We start from the raw sequence: 22,862 nt of genomic DNA on the forward strand, positions 1-22,862 counted from the left end.
CCTCAATATCAAAATCATACCTATATAGATGAAGATTAGGAATGGAGTCATATAATATTTTTTATTCAAATTTTTAATTGCATGTAAGTATTGCACTGATAGCCTCCTGCTAACTTTATTAATCTACTTCTTCTTAACCCACGTAAAGCCATCACCTTTTGTGATAATTGCCACATCAATCGGACCGCCTACGGTCTCCATTGAAATAGAGATTTTCCTTTTTAAAGACGCTACATTTAACAGCGATTCGGCCATATGTGCTAATTCTTTTGTAGGCAACGATTCAACGACATCTAAGATAGGATAGATAAATTGTTCCCGTTTGAAATCAGATAGCTTTTTCTGATATTGATCATATACTTGCATAAGTGCATTCGACATTTCCGATTCTACTAATGCTACATCTACCCCCTCTTTCAGATTGTCTTTTACATGTTCAACCAATATGTTTGGCAACAAAGAAAATTCGTTTTTGAGCTCCGTAGATATAAAGTCTTCCACTTCCTCATGAATGCCATCTAGGAAACTTCTTATCATATCTCTTTGCGCAAAGGAAGGATGACCGCATGAGTTGTATGGTTAACCGTTTTTTTCTAATGAAATACTTTGTTTTATTATTAATTTTACCGTCTATAATGATTAAATAGAGCGATGGAAAAATTTCTTTCTTTCCATATCCAGCAAATACAATTCCAGAATAATTATTGGAGAAATCCTTTATCAATGATTGGATCATTAGATCTTTTATCGTATCTAACCATTCTTCTATGTAAAGATGATCTTCAAATTTATTTTGTATCAATTCTACTACTCTGTTTTCATACTTTTCAAATAATTGATCATAATCACTTTGATCAAAGCCTTTCGGAAATACTTTTTCTGTTAGAATTTGATTTCGTTTAGCTAAATAGTGATCGGCCTGATGTACATACATTTCTTGGATTTCATTTTGCAGCCTCAGCTCCCCATAGTCACTGTACAAACTCTTGTTCATGTGAGACAGTTCCTCGTATAAGCGGTTCAGATTAGAATATAGTGTTTGATCAATAAAGCGTTCTTCATTCACTTCAGTCATAAATTGATCGTAATTGTTTTGATTAAGAAACTGCAAAAAGTCTTCCATATATTCTTTTACAGTGTCAAAGGCATGAGAGTTTAGTTTCTTCTCAAATACTTTTATTAGTGTTTCCCACGGAACATGAAACATCGAGCTCAATCCATATGTCATGACTCCGATCGTATGCTCTTTAGAAAAGTGGAATAGCTTGTTTGCTGAATTATATACTTTTTGTCCCCTAATCGTTAGTGCACTATCTGTTGCCAAAGCAATTCCACCTGTATTCATTACGACTATTTCAGCAGTCATTGTCCTCACTCCTATCTCTAGCAATATACTATCGATCCTTCTATAATTAATAGCTCATACAATAATACGGTATTCTTTATCGAAATATCTAATTGATTCTATTTGTTCATCCTTTGTAAATCCATGATGGGTAAATAGATGAATGAATTGTTCAAGTAAATCATACAACTCTTTTTCTGATAAGTTTGGAATCGTTATTCCTTCATTAAGGTAACATACGAATGGTTCTAAAATGTAATGATGCATACCCATTGTGACGTCTTCTTGTAAATGATCATATTCTATAAATGCAGGAGGTTCTTCTGAAAATTCAATACCAGTTTCATCATAATAATATTTAAGTTCATTTTTAGGTATGTATCGAGTTCTATTGTCAACAAGAATATGGACATCATAAATAGGATCATCGACGCTATCGTTGTTTACTATTTTCACATGTGATTCTTCATGAGAAAATGACTTGAAATCATTCATTAATTTATATTCTGAGTTAAAATGTAACATTTCATATATAAAGTTTGACAATCCTAAGGCAACTCTCTTTTTTTGTTGGGAAACATATTCTTGATAATTCATCATATTCACTTCATTAGCTTTGATATAATGACTGTCATTATCCTCCTTTTTATTAGAAAGAAAGGCAAATTTTATATCAGTAAAGTAAATAGGCTTTGCCTTTAAATCCTTAACATTTTGTGGCTCACAATGAAGCTCAGGTTCTAAATCAATATCTGAAATATCAAGCTCAGGTTCTAAATCATTACTTGAGTTAACAGTTATCGAAACGTTAGGAGTTTCGATAATAGGATCCACATCTTTTGACTTCTTCGCTAATCGATGAGTTAATAGTGCCTCAAGTGGCCGAGAATCATTTAAATCATTCGTAGTTGGAACTAAGAATTCAATTAAATTTTGTTCTGTTAGCATTTTAATTTGATTTACTATTTCAAATGTATTGTTCTTTTTGTAACTACTTTCTTGCTTATTTACGTATTCGGTTATTGTATCAGCCATCTCAGAATAATAAATTCTTTCATTTTCTATTACTAACATATTAACTAATCTTTCAAAATGTACATCTGTCATGTTATTTAAAATAAAATCCTTCACGGTTGTTTTCATATCAATTTCACTCCTACTTTTTTTTATGAATCTTCCATTTCGAAATAGGGATCTCTCGTCATGATTCCTTTAGAATAAAGTCTTTGATACTCTTTGACAATTAACTTCTCAATCATACTGCTGTTCGTGTCGGTATTTTCTGTTATCATCATCTCTAAATACCAGTTAGCCTTTTCAGATATATAGATTTTCTTTTGGATTTTTTTAACTTCGTTGACCTTATCATCGATTAGTTCTGGGAAATAATTTCCTATTACCTTTTCTGTCTCTGGAGAGATCATCTCACTTGCAAATTGAAAAGCTAATTCATAAGAAACTGGTACTATTTTCTTTTCTATTAATACTTCCTCTTCGAATACAGGATCTACATCATCATTGTTAACAGAAGCCTCTTTAATAAATTTCTTTTTGATGAAAAAGAAATAGTTACCACTTTTTGTTTTTAAAAAGCTGTTTTAATTTGTTTACATATGCTCCTATTTCGTAATCATTTTCATCCGTTACCTGTTCGCAAATTTTTTTCGCTGTTTCGGTGTTGTATACGGCACCCTTGATTACCTTTTTCATTTTATCCCCTCTCCGTTTTCGAGTTAGTACTAAGTTATTATTTTCACTATAATCTTTAATTAGTACTATGTCAATGTTTATCAGTGTATTTTATTGCAATTTTTTTTATGCCTTAATATATCAGCCTCAAGTTAAGACCTTTATAATCTGGATTAAACATTTAAACTACTTTGTCCATAACGATGAGCTGTATTATTGGTTCTAGTCCAATACCTTTCAACTGTTCCAGTCATCGATGTTATTGAATGTCTTCTGTTAACTAGAACTTCTATTAATAAATTCGCCGCAGTATACCTTTTTGATAGGCTCTTTCCCCTCTCCATCAATCTTGTTAATTATATGATTAACTAAATCAATAGACATTTCTTGAATTTTATAACTAATAGTAGAAATTTGCGGGTTGGTAACTAAAGATATTGGATGATTGTCAAACCCTATAATTGATAGTTGATTAGGCACTTCTATATTATTTCTAGTAGCGGAACTTATTAACCCAGCTGCAACGAAGTCACTTCCAGAAATAATACCGTCTATTTCTGTATGGAACTTGAATAGTTTGTCCCCTAATATGATTCCGTCTTCTATACTTGATACTTTATTGAAGATAAATTCTTTGTTATAATTTACCCCTTTTTTATTGTGAGCTAAAATAAAGCCATTCAATCTCGCTTGTTGTAAAGGAGAAGTAATATTGTCTGCACAGAAGGCTAATCTAGTAAGTCCTTTATTTAGCAGGAATGTGGTTGCTTTCATAATTATTTCTTCCTCATTTATGCAAAAAACGTCAAAAAATTCACCAGAGAAAACCTCATTACAAGCAACGATTATTTTATTTTTTGTATAGCTAGCGATCTCTACTTCTGGTAATAAAGAAGACGCTAAAATGATAGCGTCATATTCATTCCTTTGAAGTTGAGCGTATACACTTTTTTCAGTATTTTTGTTTAAAAAAGTTTGATGCACTACGGTTTTAAAGCCCTTATTATGACAAGCAGCAGATATGTAACGAACAAGCTGACAAAAATAAGGATGGTCTATATTAGGTATTATAATGGCTATACATTTAGTATGCTTTTGACGAAATTGTCTAGCAAGGGAATTGGGAACATAATCATACTCTTTCATAACTTTTAGTACTTTCTCTCTAGTTTCAGTTGATACATGGGGATGATTAGAAACTACTCGTGATACTGTTGATTTTGAAACGCCACTTATTCGTGCAATATCATATATGTTAACCATCTCTTCACCTCTTAGAAAATTATTGACATGGGACCAATCCCAGCATTTATATTAAAAAAAATCAAAGGGGTGGTCTAAATGAACTTTAAATTTAATAAGTCTTTTTCGAATGCTCATAAGGCAAATTATCTTATTTTTTTTGATTTTGATGAAACATATTTTCCGCATGCTTGTACAAATGAATTGTTAAGAAATTTAACGGAATTGGAAGAGTATCTGTATTATTTAGTTAATGAACATTTTGTAAAGGTTGGTTGGATAACTGGAAGTGACTTACATCAGATTGCTCACAAAGTAGAACGAGCCAATATATCCTATAGCCCTCATTTCATTGGAAGTAACTTAGGTACAGAATTATATCACGTTAATAACAATGATCTTATTCTCAATAAGGAATGGGAAAACAGGTTAAAGAAAGCTAATTTTTCAACTGAGACAGTAAAGGATGTTGTAAGTGAACTATACAATGTCTATAACATTAAGCTCGTTGAGCAGACTCAGTTAGGTCAAAAAGGCTATAAGTGGAACTACTATTATTTTGAAAGTTCCCTAACAAAAAGTCAGTATGATATGAGAATCATTAGGCATATAGCAAAATCGAACAGCTTAGGAATAAATATTAACCGATGTAATCCGAAAGCTGGAGATCCTATAGACGCATATGATGTTGATTTTGTCCCTTTAAATACTGGCAAAAAAGAAATAGTAAAGTTTATGACTAGATATTATCAAGTTCCTTTAACAAATACAATTGCTTTTGGTGATAGTGGAAATGATATAGAAATGTTGAAAACAGTCGAGCATGGTTATCTTTTAGGTAATGCTACTAGTGAAGCAAAGAGTTTACATAAAAATGTAACAACAGCACAGTATTCTCTCGGTATATTAGAGATTTTAAGAAAGCTGTTTCCAAGCTCTTAGTTTTAAAATATTAAGGTGAGCTGGAAAGTAGAGATTGGGTATGTTTATGTTGGAAGTCATCTACAGAAATTTGATACAGCCATTTGAAATAAAAAATAAGCAATGCTTCTTATAAATCGGCAGATTATAAGTAGCATTGCTTTGCTATACGTTTTATTCTTCTACTTCTATTATTGACACTTTTTAACGTTTTCCTCGTAAATCCTCTCTGTGCTCCTTCTCGACTCATACATGCCCCTCCATAACAACTATTCAATTCATTTGATGGGAAACATTTAGCTATTGATTGCTTCCTTTAAGGATTGAATATCATAGAACGTTTTTAGATGTTGGAAGCCATAGAAACCTGTTTTGGTACCTCGTGCTCTTAGCTTAGAGTCTTTTATTAGTTCAATAGATTGGTACTTATCCAAAATGTGACTAGTAGCAAGACCGCAAATGACTATATGATGATTACTGACTTTTATCATAATAATTTCCGGTGAATAGGACTTTTTAAAAATGACTGGAAATAGGCCATACTCTACGGTTTTTATCCCTGCTTTGATACCAAGACTTTGCAAGTCAGGTTTATGAAAATTCTTTGACTCGCCAATTGACCAATCAATGATCGAAGTAACTCCCAAAAACTCCTCTAAGGCAGCCTCACCTAACATTCCTGTAAAGTATCGTTTGAAATGTGAGCGATTATCTTTAAGATGGTGATTTTCTTTTTCCTTCACTTTAATAAGGTCTGTGACAAAATCCCTTATTTTTAATACTTTTTCCTCTGGAATGATCACCTTTTGATATTGATTTTTATATGGTAGTACATGAGTGTCGTAGGTTATCATGGAACGTTACTCCTAGTTAATAATAGTCGTTAGCTAGCTAAAGAGTAATGAATTCTTCCCCTTTAGGCTGTAATTTTAACTCAGGTGTCTCAATTAAAGCTTGAATAATACTTTTTAATACATTGACTGGAACACTATTACCGAACTGTTTCCAAGCTTGTGCGTCACTAACTGGGATTTTGAAATCATCCGAAAATCCCTGAATTCTAGCACATTCTCTTGGTGCAAGCTTACGAATCTTACCATTAATTAAATAACAACCTGTTTTACTTCCTGGACCTCCTCCATAAGCAGATAACGTGATCGCATGTCCCAAGTCACTATAAATTCGTTCACCTTGTCCACCTTTATTGATTGTTCCAACCCTTACTGGCTTAAGCGGATAATTATTAAAGAGATTTTCAGATGGCACCTTAGAATGGTCAATTGTTATATCATCTCTATTAATTATATATTGCTCGGTAAGTTCATCAGGAAGTGTCATATCTTTTAAGTAGACTTTTTCAAACGTGCCAGTAGGGAATTGGAAATGACTTACTTCGAAATCCTTCCTAATCGCAATGATATAGATACGTTCTCTGTTTTGTGGCAAACCAAAATGACTAGCATTTAACACTTTATGCCATACGTCGTAGCCAATCTCATCTAGCACCGCTTTAACGGTCTTCAACGTATTACCATCGTCGTGCTTTTCGAAATTCCTAACATTTTCCAATAATAAAATCTTTGGTTTATGATGTTTGGCTATCCGTGCTACATCAAAGAATAGCGTTCCACGTGCATCTTCAAACCCTTTTTGCTTACCTGATATGCTAAAGGCTTGACACGGGAAGCCAGCACAAAGAATATCGTGGGAAGGAATGTCTTTTGCATCGATTTGTGTAATATCACCTTCGGGCATCATTCCGTAATTTTCATAATATGTTTTTTGGGCATGCTTATCCCATTCCGAGGAATATACACAACTGGCACCAAACGCATGTAATGCAGAGTGGAAACCACCAATCCCAGCAAATAAGTCAATAAATTTAAAATCCTTCAGTACATCATTTTGGTCTTTCATGCTGACACCCACCTATTACTTCTTTGTAATGATCATTTCATTTAATTGTAGTAATTTTACTCTTTGATACGTAGCATAATGTGATCTGTATAACAAATTACTTGCTTGACGTACAGTTAGCTCGTTTGAATGCTTTTTTAGAAACTCTTCCTCTGCTGTCGTCCATGTTCTTCCAATATTAAGCGTCTCTTTATTCTGTAATCCTAATTCTAAGGCCAGTTCCATTGTTTCTGTTAAACTTAAATTTAGAGATTTTGCTATGTCCATTATCGGCTCTTTACCCCATTTTTTTGCTAAAATTGACTTCTCATCCATGCAATCCACCTCCTTGATTTACGCCTGGTCTTTATTCACTCTCGACTTTATTTCATTCATTTTTGTATAAAAACTATCGTCCAAATCGATCTCTAAATAGTTTGCAAATTTTACTATATATGCAATACAATCAGAAAGTTCCTTACCGATGTTCTCTTTATATAATTCTTTCGCACATTCGAATGCCTCATCTTCGTTCATGTTCTCTTCCTTCATAAGCTTCGATGTTTCATTAAAGATTGCTCTGAATTCCTCAGCGACCTCACTAACTTCAGTAGTTAAAAGCATATAATTGTTTAAAATAGATGCTCTTGATTCAGAGTAGCTATTTCTATTGATTTCCCAGTTCATATCTTTTTGAAATTTGCGTAGGTAAGCTTGGATATCCTTCATTTTGCACCTCTTATGAAATAAACTACTATATATAATATCATAAAATAATAGATGCATTTAAATTTATTGTTCTACTTTATTGGCTGGTCATGTATACTTGCACTAGGAAAAAGTGTTAAAGAAAATGGACTACTCCTCAATAACATAAGGAACCCTGTAGTCCTTGTTTCGATTATGATATTAAAGCTAGAGGTTATTGATTGTGGTGATGAATAATGGGGATAAAACCTAAATTTCAATTAGGAAGAAGTTAGGGAAATAAAATATGATTTATTTCATTCGTGACTTCATATCTTGCTCTTCATCTTTCTTTCTGAAAGTAAACACTATAATGCTCTCCGTATAAGCCTTCTATTGGTTCCGTACATGTAAATCTGTAAGTAACATTCCATATACAAAGCTATCTGTCCACTCACCTTTATTCCAATAATCCTGAATGAAATGAGCTTCTTTTCTCATCCCTATACGCTCGCATAGCTTTTGTGATGCTATATTTCTTGCATCAAGGTTGGCTTGAATACGGTGTACACCAAATTCATCAAATAGCTTCTTGACTAAACCACTCACGGCTTCTGTTGCATAACCCTTTCCTGTTGCTTCATTTGAAAAACTATAACCAATTTCAACAGTATCCTTCATATCTGTATACCATATAGATAAATCACCAATCACTTTCGTATTTGTTACTACAGCTAAACTTAACATCGTCTCTTTTGTAAGTGTCCTATTTTCTAGCTTTTTATTAAATTCTTCCTGCCTATTTTCATATGTCCACTTATCATGCAAAAGATATTTACAAGTTTCCTCGTTATCATAAATGGTAAATACGTCCTGTAAATCATTACTCTTAAATGGCCTAATTGTTAATCTTTCCGTGTTAAATTCCAAATAAAACCCCTCCTTTGATTTCCAAATGGTTAACTCGTCATTCACGTTATCCACTTCTTTCGGATTGTTAACAAAGACAATCCTTAGTAAGCGTAGTGTTTTCATTAAACAATTAAAGTAACTCTTCTATTTCAGCAATTAATATTTCTTCATTTACTTCACCGTTAATTCTTTTTATTACTTTAAAGTCTTGATCAATGATCAGCGTTACTGGCACGCCAGGAATATTGTATAGATTTGAAACTTCATCTTCAATATCGTATAAAACGAATAATTCTATGTTTTCATCTTCTAGGAATTCCTCTGCATCTTCAGGCTGAATTTCTATCGTAGTACGATTAATTGCAACGACACTCACACCGTTATCCTCATATTTTTTACCCACTTCCATAAGATCAGGCATCTCTTTTACACAGGGTGGACACCAAGACGCCCAAAAGTTCAATATAATGATATTACCTTCAAAGTCTGATAGGGACGTCAAATTACCTTGAGAATCCTCAAGACTAAAATCTACCGCTTTATTACCAACCTTCACATGATCAGTTTTATTGATTTGGTAGTTATAATCGTAATAGCAATCAAGAGAAATAACACGATAATAAATGCTTTTTTAAACAGAAGAACTCCTCCTTTGAACTCTGTTATTTTATAAATACCGCCTCTACCAGCCAATCACCTAATATTATATGTCTAACTTAATTCTCATATTTCTTCCTTTTTGAATAAAAAAGCTCCATGAGCATAGCCAATCGCTTCAAAAAATCTAAACCTCGATCATCTTAAGCACGTGTGACATGTTTGTCTTCGGAAATATCAATATTGATAATGAGAGTTGATGGTGTGATTTGGAGTAAATTTATGAGTGCTACTTGGTAATTTAAAGGTCCTACAGCTACTGTTTTCAGAATTCACTTTATTATAGGAGACTTTTCCTTAAGTTTAACATAAATTTCCTATTTATAGACATAAGGAATAGCATCCCTTGTTGAAGGAATGCCATAGTTAATGCAACAAGAAACGAAAATCATTACTACCTTCACCCCATCATACAATGTCCAATTTTCTTGAAACATAGCAGTTATCTTACAGATAGGGCAAATATGCTTGAATTGAATTCAAGTTCAAATTAATGTTTAATAGTCAAACATGAGATGTCTCTTTTATAACGGCATCTTTTAATCGTCTATCTGATGAATATTTTGCTCTGTTTGGTTGTCCTTCAGCTCTTTTTACATCTAATGTATTTAAGTTTGCTACAACAGAGAAAAGCGTACCAAAATTATGCTCTTTCAAATTTAAACAAACATGCCCCTTCGTTTCCGACATAATTGATTGGGCAATGGAAAGATCCATTCTATTGACGTTTTCTTTCAGTCTTACCTCTAATGTCTCAAAACGTTCCTTTGATTTGCTCCAATTCCAGCTTTCAGCTACAGATGTACTTTCATGGTGATTGGTACAATGAATATAATGATTGGTAGGAAGGCGTACTTGATAGCCATTAGGGGTAACTTCCACAACAGCCATATTCCCTAATGGATCTGCTAACAAGTAGTTATTAGCTACCGAGCTTGGGAATGCTTTTAACACTTCTATTCCTTCTTCCACAGTGCAACAATTTTCCAAAATATATTTAACAACAAAATAAAAATTCAATCCTGGCTTCATACCTTCATGTGGAACTGATGTAATTCCTACGAATAAACCATGCTGGTTAATCCCATCAACTTTTCCAATAAAACAATCTGAATGACCCACGTATTTATTCTTGCCTTCAAAACATACTAATGAGGCCTCTGTAATTTTCTTCAAACTTAAGAGCATGTCATAATTACGCCCAATAAACATTTCTTTTCCGTTGAATGCTGAGAAAATACTACATTGACCAGCCAATTCAAATACACCTATTGATAAGAGAAATGAACTTACTTCTTCAAAAGAAGAATGACAACCATCAGCAAATCCTTGTATTTCCTTTACAATGTCAGGGTCAAATTCAGTCAGAATAGGTTTGCATAACTCTCCAAACTTTAATTTTTCTTCTGTTACTTTTGGGAATCGAAATCCATTTTTATAAAGGATTTCTGCATAATGCTTTCCTGCCTCGTAAACATTTCCTTTTAATCTCGGATGATACATTGTAATCCCTCCGTTATAGTTTTTTCTTTGATATATAAAAATAATAAACCCTCCAGTTAATGGAGGGTCTACCCTATTTCAATATCTCTAATTCTTTATAACTGGCACACATATTTTAGTAATGAACTCTGAAGGATGTCTGTTTAAATCTGGTCGTATCTCTTTTCTATTAAAATCGGAAGGAACAAGTCCTTTTTCATAAATCTCTATCTCTTTCCCTATCTGCGTTAGATTCTGTTCTATTATCCAGCTTTTCAACTTTTTATATCCTACATCCAACTCTGAATAGGGACCTTTAACAGTCAAGCATGCATATATGCCCTCTTCTAAAATCTTACAACCGTCTATATTATTCATTTCTTTAACTGGAAGAAGCAGCTCTACATCTGCTTCTTTTTGATTCACATCCCACTCATGAAAGATAGCCATTAGCTTTCCAATAACTTCAAGATTAAAAGCATACATTCGATCAAATAAATGTTTAACCAACCTGTCTATAAATTTCATCTTTATTTTTTCACGAATGGTATAAACTGTTATCCTCTCTCGATTTTCAAGATAACAGCTAGATAAAAGAGGTCCCGGGATTATAGACGCTTCCTTTTCTATTTGCATTTTCAACCGATTCATCTCTTCTATTTGTTTAGAGATTTGTTCTTTTTGATCCTCAAGCTCATCAATTTTATACTCCAATATGCTTTTCCATTGTATTGGATCAGAGCTTTCAATAAATTTCTTAATAGTCGTTAAGGAAAAGTTACAGCTCTTTAGAAGCGTGATTTTTTTCATAATTTGAATTTTGTCATAATCATAATACCGATAATTTGTTACAGGATCTATGTAAGACGGTTTTAGTAAACCAATGTCGCTATAGTAGCGTAATGTTTTAATAGGGGTATTACACATTTTGGAAAATTTACCTATGGAGTACATGGTATTATCCTTTCGACTAAAATATGGCCTTTATGCAATAATGATAATTTAATTAGTTTTCATTAACGGAGTATCGTACACCACCCGGCCATCTACTCAATTCCATTCATTAGGGCTTTGACTGTTTCTAGCATCACTACTAAGGTAATTAAATGATTGTTATATTTTCTCTATACAAATAGCTACCAATACTTTATTAACGTTCAATCTTCTTCTACTAGTTCTAGATTTGAAATTAAAATTTCAGTTAATTGAACTTCTTTCATTTACACCCATCCATTGTGAATCTCAACCTGCCTGGATCACGTTAAATAAATTCTCATATTAGTATTATAATATAGGAAAAACTTAGTAGCTATACCATATACAATTTATAATTCTTACCATCATGCACTTCCGGAACTATTTTTACATTCCCATTAGCCACTATCATTTCAATTTGTTACACTTTACGAATCACTGGAAATAGAAAATTAGGCTACCATACACCAATAGGAATTGGTAATATGGCAGCCATCAGATGAATAGGGCAATCTAGTTTGTGTATTCTTTATCAGTACAACTACATAAATGAATTGTACAAACATGCCTTGCAGCTAACTAACTTAACTACATTTACTAGTATCCAAAATTATCAAGCAATATCCGTACTTCATCAGTTGACTTTGTGTTCATCAATTGATTTCGTAATTCACTCGCCCCTCGAAACCCACGGACATATATCTTGAAAAAACGCTGAAGCGATTTAAATGGACGTGGTTCGTATTCGGTTGAATACTTATCATAGAGGTCAAGATGCAACCTTAAGAGACCCAGTAATTCCTCGCTACTATGCTCTTTTGGATTCTTTTCAAAGGCGAATGGATTATGAAAAATACCACGCCCAATCATAACGCCATCAACATCGTACCTGCGAGCAAGCTCCAAGCCAGTTTGACGATCAGGAATATCCCCATTAATCGTCAATAGTGTATCAGGTGCCACATGATCACGGAGATTCTTAATCTCCGGAATCAATTCCCAATGGGCATCCACTTTACTCATTTCCTCTCTCGTACGCAGGTGAATAGAAAGATTAGCGATGTCTTGTTTCAATATGTGTGTAATCCAGTCGTGATATTCATCTATTTTCGTGAAACCAAGCCTTGTCTTCACACTTACAGGTAATCCCCCGCCTTTGCTGCTTGTATTAATTCTGCTGCAACGTCTGGACGACGGATAAGACCAGAACCCTTCCCATGTGATGTCACATTAGGAACTGGACAGCCCATATTAATATCCAGACCACGAAAGCCTTCCTTCGCCATTCCAATACTCATTTTCCGAAATTTTCAGGGTTATCCCCCCATATATGAGCCACAATCGGTTGTTCATCCTCTGTAAAAGTCAAACGCCCACGCACACTATGGTGCCCCTCTGGGTGACAATAGCTTTCCGAGTTAGTAAACTCTGTGAAAAACACATCAGGTCTAGCTGCCGCACTTACGACATGTCGAAAAACAACATCTGTCACTTCTTCCATTGGTGCTAGTATAAAAAACGGACGTGGTAACTCACGCCAAAAATTATCAGTCATAATCAATCCAAATCCTTTCAGTTTCAGGGCATTAGGTAATTTATGATATAACCCCAAAATATAAAAAGCAAAAATATCTCTGCTTCTTTTATACTTATATCATTATTACGTGCTTTTTTTCAAATTGTAGATGATTATGATCGATATAATTTTATATATTAGAGTACACAGGTTCGTTAGCAGCACAAGGGGAGCGATCCTTTGTTATTCAAGAAACGCTTGAAGATGATTTTCTATTTACTTTTCATACCAAGCTATTTTCGGTCTTGAAATTGGATAACCATGTTGTTGTCTATATGCTTTTCTTTCCTTTGTAAAGTCAAACCACTGTTTTTCACTATCGGGATAATTTGCATAATGAATAACACAAATAATTTGATCTTCAACACAAGAATCAATCCAACACTCAAGTTTCAACTCTAATTTATGAAAGACTTCTGCCCAATTTTCTGTTTTTAGTTGATCAAGGCTATAATAAGCGAGATGATTTACCAACCTCGAAGCTAATTTATAACCGATGGAAGGTACTTGTTGAAACGTTGCTAAACCTTTCAACATTTTCGCTCGTTCAATATCAACACCTAATGAATTAGATATATCTTCTATCTTTAATTTATGGAAGTCACTTAATTTTATTTTCATTTTCCTAAGTGTTTGCTTTTCCTCTTCTGTTAGAGGTAATTTAGGTCTTTTCTCTTTCAAAGTTTCCCCCTCCATTCAGGATAATGGCTTTGACATATTCATCATATTTTTAAATCCGAGATTTTCATAAACACTTCTTCCAGACAAAGTTACTTCTACTGCTTCTTTTCACACACTCTATCTTTATTTTAACATAAATATCCAAAGCATTTATTCAAGTATATGGACTGTTAAAAAAGAAAAAACCTGTTGCTTTATACACAACAGGCTATTTCTCAATCGTTTTACAAATGAACAACCTTTATTTTAAATAATTGAACCTTGAAAACAACTTGTTCGTAATGTAGCATCCCCACAACCGATAATTGCAGGGCTGAGCTATTAGTAGCATCTATTTGATCAAAATTCAAATACCCTTTACCTCCGCATATACGGCTTGAACGTCTTATCTCTTTTTTGGCGAGTATTCGGCGATTTGTTTGGAAACTATCGCTTCTATTCATACATTCTCTTTTTACGCTACTACCTGTCCACGACTATTGATAAAGATTTACATTCACTATTTATAGATAATTCTATGAAAGACAGTTTTTTACTGCTATGCTTTTTCGCAACCGCTCTATCTATTAAATATTTTCAAGCTTTGATTAGCTTGCAGCTTTATGTCAATATAGGCTGCCCCTAAGTTCGACTTCGATATTGTTATTTCTTCGCCCAAATATGTAAAGCCGGCAACAAAATTAGGTAATTTAATCGTAACAACTGTTCTCCTAACTGCCTTATTTCAGCCTCAAACTTCCCTTCTTCTACATCCCAGGAGAAAGAAATTCGCCCTGTATAAAACCGAAAGTCTTTCACACTACCTCTCTTCCACTTTTCGGGAATTGCTGGTAATATCTTTAGTAGGTTTTCTGAGACAAAAAGGAGCATTTCTTGTACCGCATTAACCAACCCTAAATTTGCGTCCATTTGCACCGGTGCTGTTTCTATTTCCATCGTTAGCCCCATATTCCTCCAATCATTATGCAAGGTATAGAAATTGCTTAACAAACAGGAGCGTGATAAATATTCTAAATGTTGAAGCGCTTTGTTCCCTTCATGTAACCGAGCATAAATACAGGACATATGAGCAAATGACCAACGTCTGTGCACCTATTACTCTCTTTTCTACTGCTTTCTTACATGCTTCAAAAAAGCTGTTTCACTTTCTTCTTGAAGTTCTTTTCCAGGAAATAACGGATAAATATGAGACAAATGTCGATGGTCATAGCGGTCCTCAAATTCAGTGTTTGACCACTCTTTCAATGCCCCCTCATGATTTAACATATAAGCTGGTAAGCCGTTCAATATTGTCTCCCATTTTTCTATTTCTTCTAAGTAAAGCTCTGTGTGGACACAAGCCTCAATTAAATGCTGTAATAATTCTTTTACAATTGCAATATCCATTGTTGCATTAATCGCAGTTGGCATCGGATGTGCGATTGGTTCACTTGTTTTGGGCATGAAATTTTGAGGTGTATTTTCTGGAGATACGGAAGGGATAAAAGTATAAGTATCATCATTCCCCTTTACTAAAAAGTCTTCATAAAAACACGCAATTTCTCTCATAAAAGGGAGAAGATGATCTTTTAGAAATTCTTCATCATTTGTATATAAATAATAGTCATAGAAATGCTGTGCAAGCCAACCAGCTGCACCAGTCCAATTCATTATGACAGGAACGATTTGGTTTGGAACACCAATACCAGGTGTCGTACCAGCCGGAATATAAATTCCACGACATCCGAAAAGCTTACTAGCATTCTCTCGAAAATCATCAAGCATATTTTCATAATAGTAGAACAGTGGTGGAATACATTCTGTTAACCCACCTACATTGGCGTGCCAATACATCATTTGTATATTTTCATTAGCCATTCGGTGACCCCACATTAAGTTGTAATCTCCGGCCCAAAGGCCATACATACTAAACGGTTCTCCTCGGTCTCTTGTTCCCGATATAAAAAGATACCTACCAAAAGACCACATTTTTTCTATTAGCTCTAATGAAACGTCGCCTTCATATGCTTCTAATAATAGCTCTTCATTTGAACGTGTATAGTCATTCCCTTCTAGAGATAATGAAGCGGAATGAAATAATTGTTGATGTAAAGGAACATGACGATTTAAATGTTCCTGATAATTCGGTCTAACTAATACTAGCTCTTTTTGTAGTTTTGGCCACTCAAGCTGATGGTCGGATTTAACAAAAACTTTAATAAAAGCAATTACTTTTTTCACTTGTTTACAATTGATTGAATGAGCATTTGTTACACACTGCCCATTCATTGGGACAATTCTAATAACAGCTCCAAAATCCGTATGGTCATCATTTGTCACAGAATAAAAGAGAAAGTTCCCATCTGCTTTATCCTTTACCGTTTTCGATAATTTTTCCACCTTATCATGCATCTTATGACTATCACTTTTATGTAATGAAACTTGGAAATCAACAGAATCTATTTCTGCTTCTGATTCCAGCTCATAAACAATGACATCATCTGCTCTCGAAACAAACAATCGTCTACTAATTCTTTGCTTACCTTCTTTCCAACTTACATCAATCTCACCTGTTTCCATATTTAAAACCCTACGGTAATGCTGAAATACTTCTTTATTAGACATTCTGACTTTTAAATCACCTAAAGGCATAACAGAAGCGAGGCGCGTTTGATAGTTCTTTCTTTTCAAAGCATTGGTTAATGACCAATTTGCCTCATTAAATTGTTTATTTGCGATTAACGACCTCGTTTCTTTAAGAGTATCACTTACATCAGGTAGCTCATCTTTTCTCCCCATATGCCACAAATCTTCATGATTGATGACAATTGTCTCTTGATTAACACCGCCATACACAGCAGCCCCGATTTTCCCATTTCCAGAAGGTAGTGCTTCTCTCCACTGATTTCTCCACCAAGAAGCAGGATATTTTAAAATAAGTTTATAACGACTGTTGTTATAATCAGTCAAGCTTACTCCCCCCATTAGATGCATTTTACGATATATCTAAATCGAACTTCTCCAAATTTTTTATTCGTGTAGCTTCTCCCACTCGATGCTTACAAGAAGTAATGGTGCTACTCCCATTAAATCATCACTAACGATTTGCTCCTTCATATAATAATCATAGGAGCCATCACGATAATTCGGGTGTCCACCTAATCCAGCCCCTTTACAAATTTGGTGCAAATGTATACCTTTATCATCTTCTGTTACGAAATGGTCCAAAATCCCTTTGTATGCTTTCGTTACGGCCTTTGTATCAATCCCAGATAAATAACCTAAACGTATTCCTTTTGCAATCGCATATGTCATCATACAAGAACCAGATGCTTCTAAATAATTTCGGTCTCTTCCATTTTGGTCCATTACTTGGTACCATAACCCTGTCTCTTGATCCTGAACATGTAAAATCGCATGAACCATCCGCTCAAATATTCCTAACATTTGTCCACGCTTTTGGTGGTTCTTTGGAAAATGCTCAATTGAATCGACAATGGCCATTGAGTACCAGCCAACTGCCCTGCTCCATACATGAGGGGACCTACCTGTTTTCTGGTCACACCAACGTTGTTCACAACTTTCATCCCAAGCATGATGCAAAAGACCATTCTGAGAGTTTCTTGTATTTTTCTCAATCAATAGGATTTGAGTAGCGACGTCATCAAATCCAGTGGGAATCTCAAATTCTTTTGAATATTCTGCGAGAAAGGGAGACGACATGTATACACCATCTAACCACATCTGAAACGGATAAATCTTCTTATGCCAAAATCCTCCTCACTCGTGCGTGGCTGTCCTTTTAATTGTGTATACAATAAATCTAAAGCTTTTTTATATTTACTATCTTTCGTCTTTCTCCAAAGCTTAAATAAATTTTTCCCTTCATTAATATGATCTAAATTATATTCATCCAAAGAATAACCCTTAATTGTCCCATCCTCTCTTATAAATAAATCAAGGTGACGCCTAACGATCTCATGATAGTGCTCATCCTTTTCCACTCTGATAACCAATCTAATGCTTTTAAAGTCATACCTGCTACATATCCCCACTTATTAGCAATCTTAGGGTGATAGCCATCTACAAATTGAGATTGAATGGAGTTTGCAATCTTTACTGACAAACTAGTTGAATTCATAAATAAAACTCCTTTTTCAGTAGAATTAGAAAAACGCTGAGCGTCTTTTCTTTCAAGCGACTTGTGGAGCCGTTACAATGGTTTTAAGTTTTTCTAAAAAAGTGGTTTTTGCAAAAAACGCGTAGCGAGCGGAACTGTCGCTCTTCTATGATTTCGCCCGCAGCTTCCTCGAATCTTCCCACACCTGCTTCTGTGATTTTTTATACTCTCTTAACCTTCAAGAAAGCTTGGCAAAGCCAAGCCGTGAGAAACATGCTCGGCCCTAGTTGCACTTATCCTTCATACCTATAAATACGAATGAATGTCTTGCCACTTCACCGTCCACTTACCGTTGGTAGGAAAACCACTACATTCATCTTCAGGAGAGCCTTCCCAGCCACAAATCATCATCGCAACTGCTGTTAATAATCCCCCATTTCCCGGGAGATAAGCGGTTAACCCTGGTCGTTGATAATTATGACCATTTACTAGATACGTATTTTTTGTTGCATCCATTAGTAAGAAATCTAACGCTAACTCCCTTTCTCCTAATCGTGCAGCTGTCATTGCACACATCGGAAAATCCCAACCCCAAGAGGATTCCCAATCCCATTCATCTCGCACCTTGAATAATGTCTTTCTCATGATGGTTTCATCGACTAGCTTGCCGGGTAGGATTCCAAGTGCTCCAAGCATCGAAGGATGATCGTGATTTTTCTCTGTAAATGTTTGAGGGCAATTTTCGTGAGCGAGATAAACCCCATCTTTGTGAGGGAGCGGTGTCATCAAACGAGATACTTTCTCCCAATTTGGATTTCCTTCTATATTTAGTCGTTTTGCCCATTCAACTGCGAGCTCAAGTCCATACTTCCAATATTCTACTTCGTACGGTGGATTGAAACTGTCATTCATCTGATGGCATTCTTGTGCAGGAATGAGTGGTGGTCCTAATACATAAACCTCTCTCTCTTCGTTCCAATGTGCAAAAGAAACCATAAAATCTGCCGACTCAAATACGATTGATTGATACTTCTCTAAAACCGACTTTGATTGGGTTGCCCTGTAGAGCAATTCAGATAAAGCGATTGGATGTGGCTGTTGCCAAATTAGACCAGGAGCTACAGGAGAAGGAGTTTGAATCCCATCATAGCCAACCATTTTGGGCCATCTAGCTCCTTTATATCCTTGTGAGTGAGCTAATTCTCTCGCTTTATCTAGAATCGTTTCATACCAATCCATACTTCTTTCTAATAAATCAGGCCGATTCCATAATGGGAAATGAGAGGCATGCCACCAATGCATTTCTAAATGAAATTTCCCAAACCAACTATTATACATAAACCCTGTCTCTTGTGGGGAAGAGAACCACCACTATGAACAGCACATAAATACTGTGATAAAACCACTCGACGCTCCAATTCAAACGCCCTTTGGTCCGTACTACCTGAGAAATCAGCACAACCACCTTTTAGCCAAAAGCTCTCCCAATACTGCTCACTTGCTTTTAGTATCTCGTAAAAAGCAGAGTTAGAACTTTTGGACTTCTTTGAGGCAAAATGTAATGTAAACTCTAGCTCAGTTGTCTTATAACTTGGTGACAACGTAAATTCATGGGTATCAGTTTGTTTTAGCTCTCCTTCACTCCAGTTCCATTGAACGAAATAGACATCATCATCCATCCTTCTTTGAAGAAGTGCTGTATTATTAACCATATGGTTCATTGTTGAATCATGTCTATCCTTATGATCGTAATCTGGAAAAATGGACTTTGACCAACTAGTATGTGTCATATCTGGATTAGAAAATAAGGTAAATATCTCGAGACGTTTCTCTTTCATTAAAGGAGAGACGACTTTCACACCTATTTCATCACGATGTGGGTGACAAACGGTTATCACTTCCACTGGTACTTCTTCTACTAAAAACTGGCTATGCAATGTTCCGGTCCATAGATTCAACTTTTGATTGATTTGTGTTATTTGATTGATCTCAACTTTAGTTCCCAGCTTTGATAGAAAACGAAAGGAAATTCGCCCTAGCTGCAATCTATGTGGATTTTGCCTTAACCAGTGGTAGGCTTCTTCCTTATCCTCTGGTTTCATCGGATAATCGACATTTCTTCCATAGGTCTCATATGATTGATAACGAATATCTTCATTTTTATAAGCCCTTTTTCCCTTTGTATAATGCCAACCCCAATTAGATTGTGTACTAAGTGGAGCATCATACGAATTTGGAAAGGATTGTAGCCCTGTGAAATCCACACTAAAACCAAAATCGCCATTTCCAAGCGATAGTGGAGCATTTGCTTCCACTTTTGATATGTGGGGATTATGTCTTTCTATCACTTCTTTTTTATTCATATCACACCTCATTCACGTTCTCATCGTTATTTTCTACTCATTTATCCGTTCCGTATTTTAGTTGTCCTCTATATTTTCCAGGTGTTATATTTTTATATTTTCTAAAGACCCGTATAAAACTGTTCTCATGTTGATACCCGACTTCGATGGCTATATCTGATATTTTTTTATCAGTTTCTAATAACAACTCTATTGCGTGCTCTATTCTTAGCCTCGTAAAATACCCATAAATCGTTTCATTCATTTGCTCTTTAAATATTTGACTGGCTAAACTAACACTTATCTGGACAGAATCTGCTATTTCCTGAACCCCAATAGGCTCTTTTAAATGACATTTCATAAACTCTATCATTTGGGTACAAATAATATATTCCTTTTGCTGTTGAGTTACTTTAAATCTTTCTGATAAGGTAGTAGCCTGACTTTGTAAACGTTTCTCTATATCCTGTAAATCCATAGTTAGAAACCGTTCCATTATTTGTTGCTCATTTTCTTCTATATTACTTATAGAAAGGTGCTGCAATCGTTTTTCGATTTTCCCTAAAAAAGGAATGACCTTAATAGGGTTATATTTATTCTTAGTTATCTCGCTTATTAATGAAGTGATCAGATTGCTAGCACTTGATGTGTTTCCTGATTGAATGAGTTCAATTAAATTCTCAATCTTATCTTCATTTAACTGTGAATGGTTATTAGTATAGCTTTTAAATTCGTCATATGTGATGAAGCTACCGTAACCTTTATAAGCTCTTATCGTAAGTACATCCCTTGCCTCAATCATGAAATGCTCTAACTCTCCTATATCAGACCCTACTCTACTTACCCCAATCGAGATACTAAAACCTAATAATTCTCCAACCGAAGTAACCGCTTTCAATAAACAAGTGCTTAAATTTCCCAACTCACTCTCTCCATATAATAGAAGAGCTAGTTTATCTTTCCCTAAATCCGCACATTCACAACGTCCGACGGGAGTCAGTACTTCAGATACGATATTTGTTAATGCAAACTTTAATAATGGATGATCTGGCTCCGGGTATTTCTTTACCCATTCATAATAGCTATCAATCGAAATCATGACGATGACATAAGGCTTGTTTGTCCACTCTTGATAATATAGCGTCCACTTCTCATAAACAGCTTTTTTATTTTTTATATTCCCTAAATAAATGTCATTAAAAAACTTAGATGTAGCTTCCATCTTCACTTTTTGTACCATTCGTGATAAGTATGTGTGATCGCTTATTAAGTCAACTGCTAGGTTTTCTAAATGAGTTAAATCACCCATTTCCATGTTGTTGTCTTTCACATTAAATAACTTTTTAATTCGCCTTATCGGTTTAAATAACTGATTATGAATATAAATAATGACCATTAAACCTAGGGATAGAGCAATAAGTGATACTAAAAAAACAACATTTCTAATTGTTTTTGATTTGGCTAGTAAGCTATCTTGAGATACTAAAGAGACGTAATTCCATGATGTTAGTTGAGACGTCATCATCGTCCCCAACAATTTTTGATCCTCATAAAGAAATTCACTTATCTCGTTTTCATCTAACTCTTGTAGTATTTCATCAATCGGTACAAATCCGAAAGCATGATTAGGCGGCTTCGTAAATAAGACTTCATTGTGTTTGTCAGTGATAAACCACATGCTATTAATAGCCGAGCTATCAGAAGGATTTAATTTTGAGAAGATCTCATCTTCCTCAAGGTTTATAGCAATAATCCCCATTAAGGAATCATTTATCTTTATTTTCCTAAATAACGTGATTTCTGATATCGTTGAATTCTCCGACTTTCTTACTTCTCTTTTCTTCACAACCATTGTTTCCAATTCAAATTCATTTAGATCATCTATCCAGTGTGAATCGATAAAATTGATACGATTGGAACTATACCCTTGTGGCATTGATACAAAGCTGTCTTTATTGACATCATAAATATAAATACTTTTAATATAAGGAGAGTTTTTAATAACTGTTGATAATAATTGATAGATTCCCGTAATATTATCATACGAATTTTGATGTGTGCTTTTCAGAAATTCATGAATGCTAGGTTCAAGAGAAAGATTAATGGCCGTCTTATTTGTTTCTTCAATATATGAATCAATTAGCTCCATACTAATATGAAGCATTTGCTTTTGAGGTTCATGTAATTGCTCCTGCAAAACAGATTTAGAAGAATAGTAGGAAGTGAAGCCGACAATGAGTATAATGATAAAAATGGCTAAACTTACAAGAAGCACCAATCGTGTTTGTGTAATTTTCCATATTTGTTTCGACCAATTATAAAGTCGGTTGGGCATGTATTTTCCCTCCTTTTCTTAAA

The 22,862-nt window shown here is 34.6% G+C and carries 23 protein-coding genes and 3 pseudogenes; 1 reads left to right on the top strand and 25 read right to left on the bottom strand.

Going from position 1 to position 22,862, the window contains the following annotated elements; all coding sequences use genetic code 11:
- Positions 1–123: 123 nt before the first annotated feature.
- The 6 genes from JCM19034_RS12980 to JCM19034_RS13000 form a co-directional block, all read right to left on the bottom strand.
- Positions 124–456, bottom strand: a complete 333-nt coding sequence (locus tag JCM19034_RS12980; RefSeq protein ID WP_231686950.1) for a hypothetical protein — start codon at positions 454–456, stop codon at positions 124–126.
- Positions 457–505: 49 nt separating this feature from the next.
- Positions 506–1,366, bottom strand: coding sequence for a hypothetical protein (locus tag JCM19034_RS12985; protein ID WP_062050353.1), 861 nt, complete (start codon positions 1,364–1,366; stop codon positions 506–508).
- Positions 1,367–1,420: 54 nt separating this feature from the next.
- A complete protein-coding gene (locus tag JCM19034_RS12990) occupies positions 1,421–2,488 on the bottom strand; it encodes a hypothetical protein (RefSeq protein WP_062050355.1) in 1,068 nt (355 codons plus the stop codon).
- A 23-nt stretch (positions 2,489–2,511) separates the two neighbouring features.
- Entirely contained in the window at positions 2,512–2,769 is a 258-nt protein-coding gene (locus JCM19034_RS12995) for a hypothetical protein (RefSeq protein WP_062050357.1), read from the bottom strand.
- 145 nt (positions 2,770–2,914) lie between these two features.
- Positions 2,915–3,055 carry a hypothetical protein gene (locus JCM19034_RS21835; RefSeq protein ID WP_156323979.1) on the bottom strand — a complete coding sequence of 47 codons (141 nt, stop codon included), beginning with the start codon at positions 3,053–3,055 and terminating at the stop codon, positions 2,915–2,917.
- Between the two features lie 255 nt (positions 3,056–3,310).
- Positions 3,311–4,297: a LacI family DNA-binding transcriptional regulator gene (locus JCM19034_RS13000; RefSeq protein ID WP_062050359.1), complete on the bottom strand. Its 987-nt coding sequence runs from the start codon at positions 4,295–4,297 to the stop codon at positions 3,311–3,313.
- Positions 4,298–4,375: 78 nt separating this feature from the next.
- Between JCM19034_RS13000 and JCM19034_RS13005 the strand changes: the two genes are divergently transcribed.
- Positions 4,376–5,218 carry an HAD-IIB family hydrolase gene (locus tag JCM19034_RS13005; RefSeq protein ID WP_062050361.1) on the top strand — a complete coding sequence of 281 codons (843 nt, stop codon included), beginning with the start codon at positions 4,376–4,378 and terminating at the stop codon, positions 5,216–5,218.
- Positions 5,219–5,493: 275 nt separating this feature from the next.
- Here JCM19034_RS13005 and JCM19034_RS13010 read toward each other — a convergent pair whose 3' ends face one another.
- The 19 genes and pseudogenes from JCM19034_RS13010 to JCM19034_RS13085 all read right to left on the bottom strand — a co-directional run bounded on the left by JCM19034_RS13010 (position 5,494) and on the right by JCM19034_RS13085 (position 22,839).
- Positions 5,494–6,051 carry a hypothetical protein gene (locus tag JCM19034_RS13010; protein ID WP_062050363.1) on the bottom strand — a complete coding sequence of 186 codons (558 nt, stop codon included), beginning with the start codon at positions 6,049–6,051 and terminating at the stop codon, positions 5,494–5,496.
- Between the two features lie 37 nt (positions 6,052–6,088).
- The gene (locus JCM19034_RS13015; RefSeq protein ID WP_062050365.1) at positions 6,089–7,114 is read right to left on the bottom strand and encodes a DNA cytosine methyltransferase; all 1,026 of its coding nucleotides are present in this window, start codon (positions 7,112–7,114) and stop codon (positions 6,089–6,091) included.
- Between the two features lie 15 nt (positions 7,115–7,129).
- The gene (locus tag JCM19034_RS13020) at positions 7,130–7,429 is read right to left on the bottom strand and encodes a hypothetical protein (RefSeq protein ID WP_062050367.1); all 300 of its coding nucleotides are present in this window, start codon (positions 7,427–7,429) and stop codon (positions 7,130–7,132) included.
- 18 nt (positions 7,430–7,447) lie between these two features.
- The gene (locus tag JCM19034_RS13025; RefSeq protein WP_062050369.1) at positions 7,448–7,822 is read right to left on the bottom strand and encodes a MazG nucleotide pyrophosphohydrolase domain-containing protein; all 375 of its coding nucleotides are present in this window, start codon (positions 7,820–7,822) and stop codon (positions 7,448–7,450) included.
- Between the two features lie 351 nt (positions 7,823–8,173).
- On the bottom strand, positions 8,174–8,710 hold the full coding sequence (locus JCM19034_RS13030) for a GNAT family N-acetyltransferase (protein WP_062050371.1): 537 nt from the start codon (positions 8,708–8,710) through the stop codon (positions 8,174–8,176).
- A gap of 112 nt (positions 8,711–8,822) precedes the next feature.
- Complete coding sequence (locus tag JCM19034_RS21095; protein WP_197276406.1) at positions 8,823–9,248, bottom strand: TlpA disulfide reductase family protein; 426 nt, start codon at positions 9,246–9,248, stop codon at positions 8,823–8,825.
- A gap of 605 nt (positions 9,249–9,853) precedes the next feature.
- Entirely contained in the window at positions 9,854–10,852 is a 999-nt protein-coding gene (locus tag JCM19034_RS13040; protein WP_062050375.1) for a C45 family peptidase, read from the bottom strand.
- Positions 10,853–10,939: 87 nt separating this feature from the next.
- Complete coding sequence (locus JCM19034_RS13045; RefSeq protein ID WP_231686959.1) at positions 10,940–11,545, bottom strand: GyrI-like domain-containing protein; 606 nt, start codon at positions 11,543–11,545, stop codon at positions 10,940–10,942.
- A gap of 42 nt (positions 11,546–11,587) precedes the next feature.
- A pseudogene (locus JCM19034_RS24160) lies at positions 11,588–11,785 on the bottom strand (MerR family transcriptional regulator); the annotation flags it as partial.
- A 618-nt stretch (positions 11,786–12,403) separates the two neighbouring features.
- Positions 12,404–13,361, bottom strand: a pseudogene (locus JCM19034_RS13050) (tRNA dihydrouridine synthase).
- A 237-nt stretch (positions 13,362–13,598) separates the two neighbouring features.
- Positions 13,599–14,063 (bottom strand): helix-hairpin-helix domain-containing protein, encoded by a 465-nt coding sequence (locus JCM19034_RS13055; protein ID WP_231686951.1) that lies wholly within the window; start codon positions 14,061–14,063, stop codon positions 13,599–13,601.
- A 224-nt stretch (positions 14,064–14,287) separates the two neighbouring features.
- Positions 14,288–14,413: a hypothetical protein gene (locus tag JCM19034_RS24165; protein ID WP_269431705.1), complete on the bottom strand. Its 126-nt coding sequence runs from the start codon at positions 14,411–14,413 to the stop codon at positions 14,288–14,290.
- 292 nt (positions 14,414–14,705) lie between these two features.
- Positions 14,706–15,155, bottom strand: coding sequence for a hypothetical protein (locus JCM19034_RS13065; protein WP_231686952.1), 450 nt, complete (start codon positions 15,153–15,155; stop codon positions 14,706–14,708).
- Positions 15,156–15,170: 15 nt separating this feature from the next.
- The gene (locus JCM19034_RS13070) at positions 15,171–17,012 is read right to left on the bottom strand and encodes a glycoside hydrolase N-terminal domain-containing protein (protein WP_062050386.1); all 1,842 of its coding nucleotides are present in this window, start codon (positions 17,010–17,012) and stop codon (positions 15,171–15,173) included.
- A 60-nt stretch (positions 17,013–17,072) separates the two neighbouring features.
- Positions 17,073–18,046 (bottom strand): annotated as a pseudogene (locus JCM19034_RS13075) (glycoside hydrolase family 105 protein).
- Entirely contained in the window at positions 17,989–18,183 is a 195-nt protein-coding gene (locus JCM19034_RS25100; protein WP_370621972.1) for a hypothetical protein, read from the bottom strand. Before JCM19034_RS25100 ends, JCM19034_RS13075 begins: the two are co-directional and overlap by 58 nt.
- 285 nt (positions 18,184–18,468) lie before the next feature.
- On the bottom strand, positions 18,469–19,500 hold the full coding sequence (locus tag JCM19034_RS25105; RefSeq protein WP_370621974.1) for a hypothetical protein: 1,032 nt from the start codon (positions 19,498–19,500) through the stop codon (positions 18,469–18,471).
- Complete coding sequence (locus JCM19034_RS25110; RefSeq protein ID WP_370621976.1) at positions 19,467–20,525, bottom strand: hypothetical protein; 1,059 nt, start codon at positions 20,523–20,525, stop codon at positions 19,467–19,469. Before JCM19034_RS25110 ends, JCM19034_RS25105 begins: the two co-directional genes overlap by 34 nt.
- A 37-nt stretch (positions 20,526–20,562) precedes the next feature.
- Positions 20,563–22,839, bottom strand: coding sequence for an AraC family transcriptional regulator (locus tag JCM19034_RS13085; RefSeq protein ID WP_062050388.1), 2,277 nt, complete (start codon positions 22,837–22,839; stop codon positions 20,563–20,565).
- Positions 22,840–22,862 lie beyond the last annotated feature (23 nt).

Source organism: Bacillus sp. JCM 19034 (assembly GCF_001310635.1).
GTDB lineage: Bacteria > Bacillota > Bacilli > Bacillales > Bacillaceae_D > Halalkalibacter.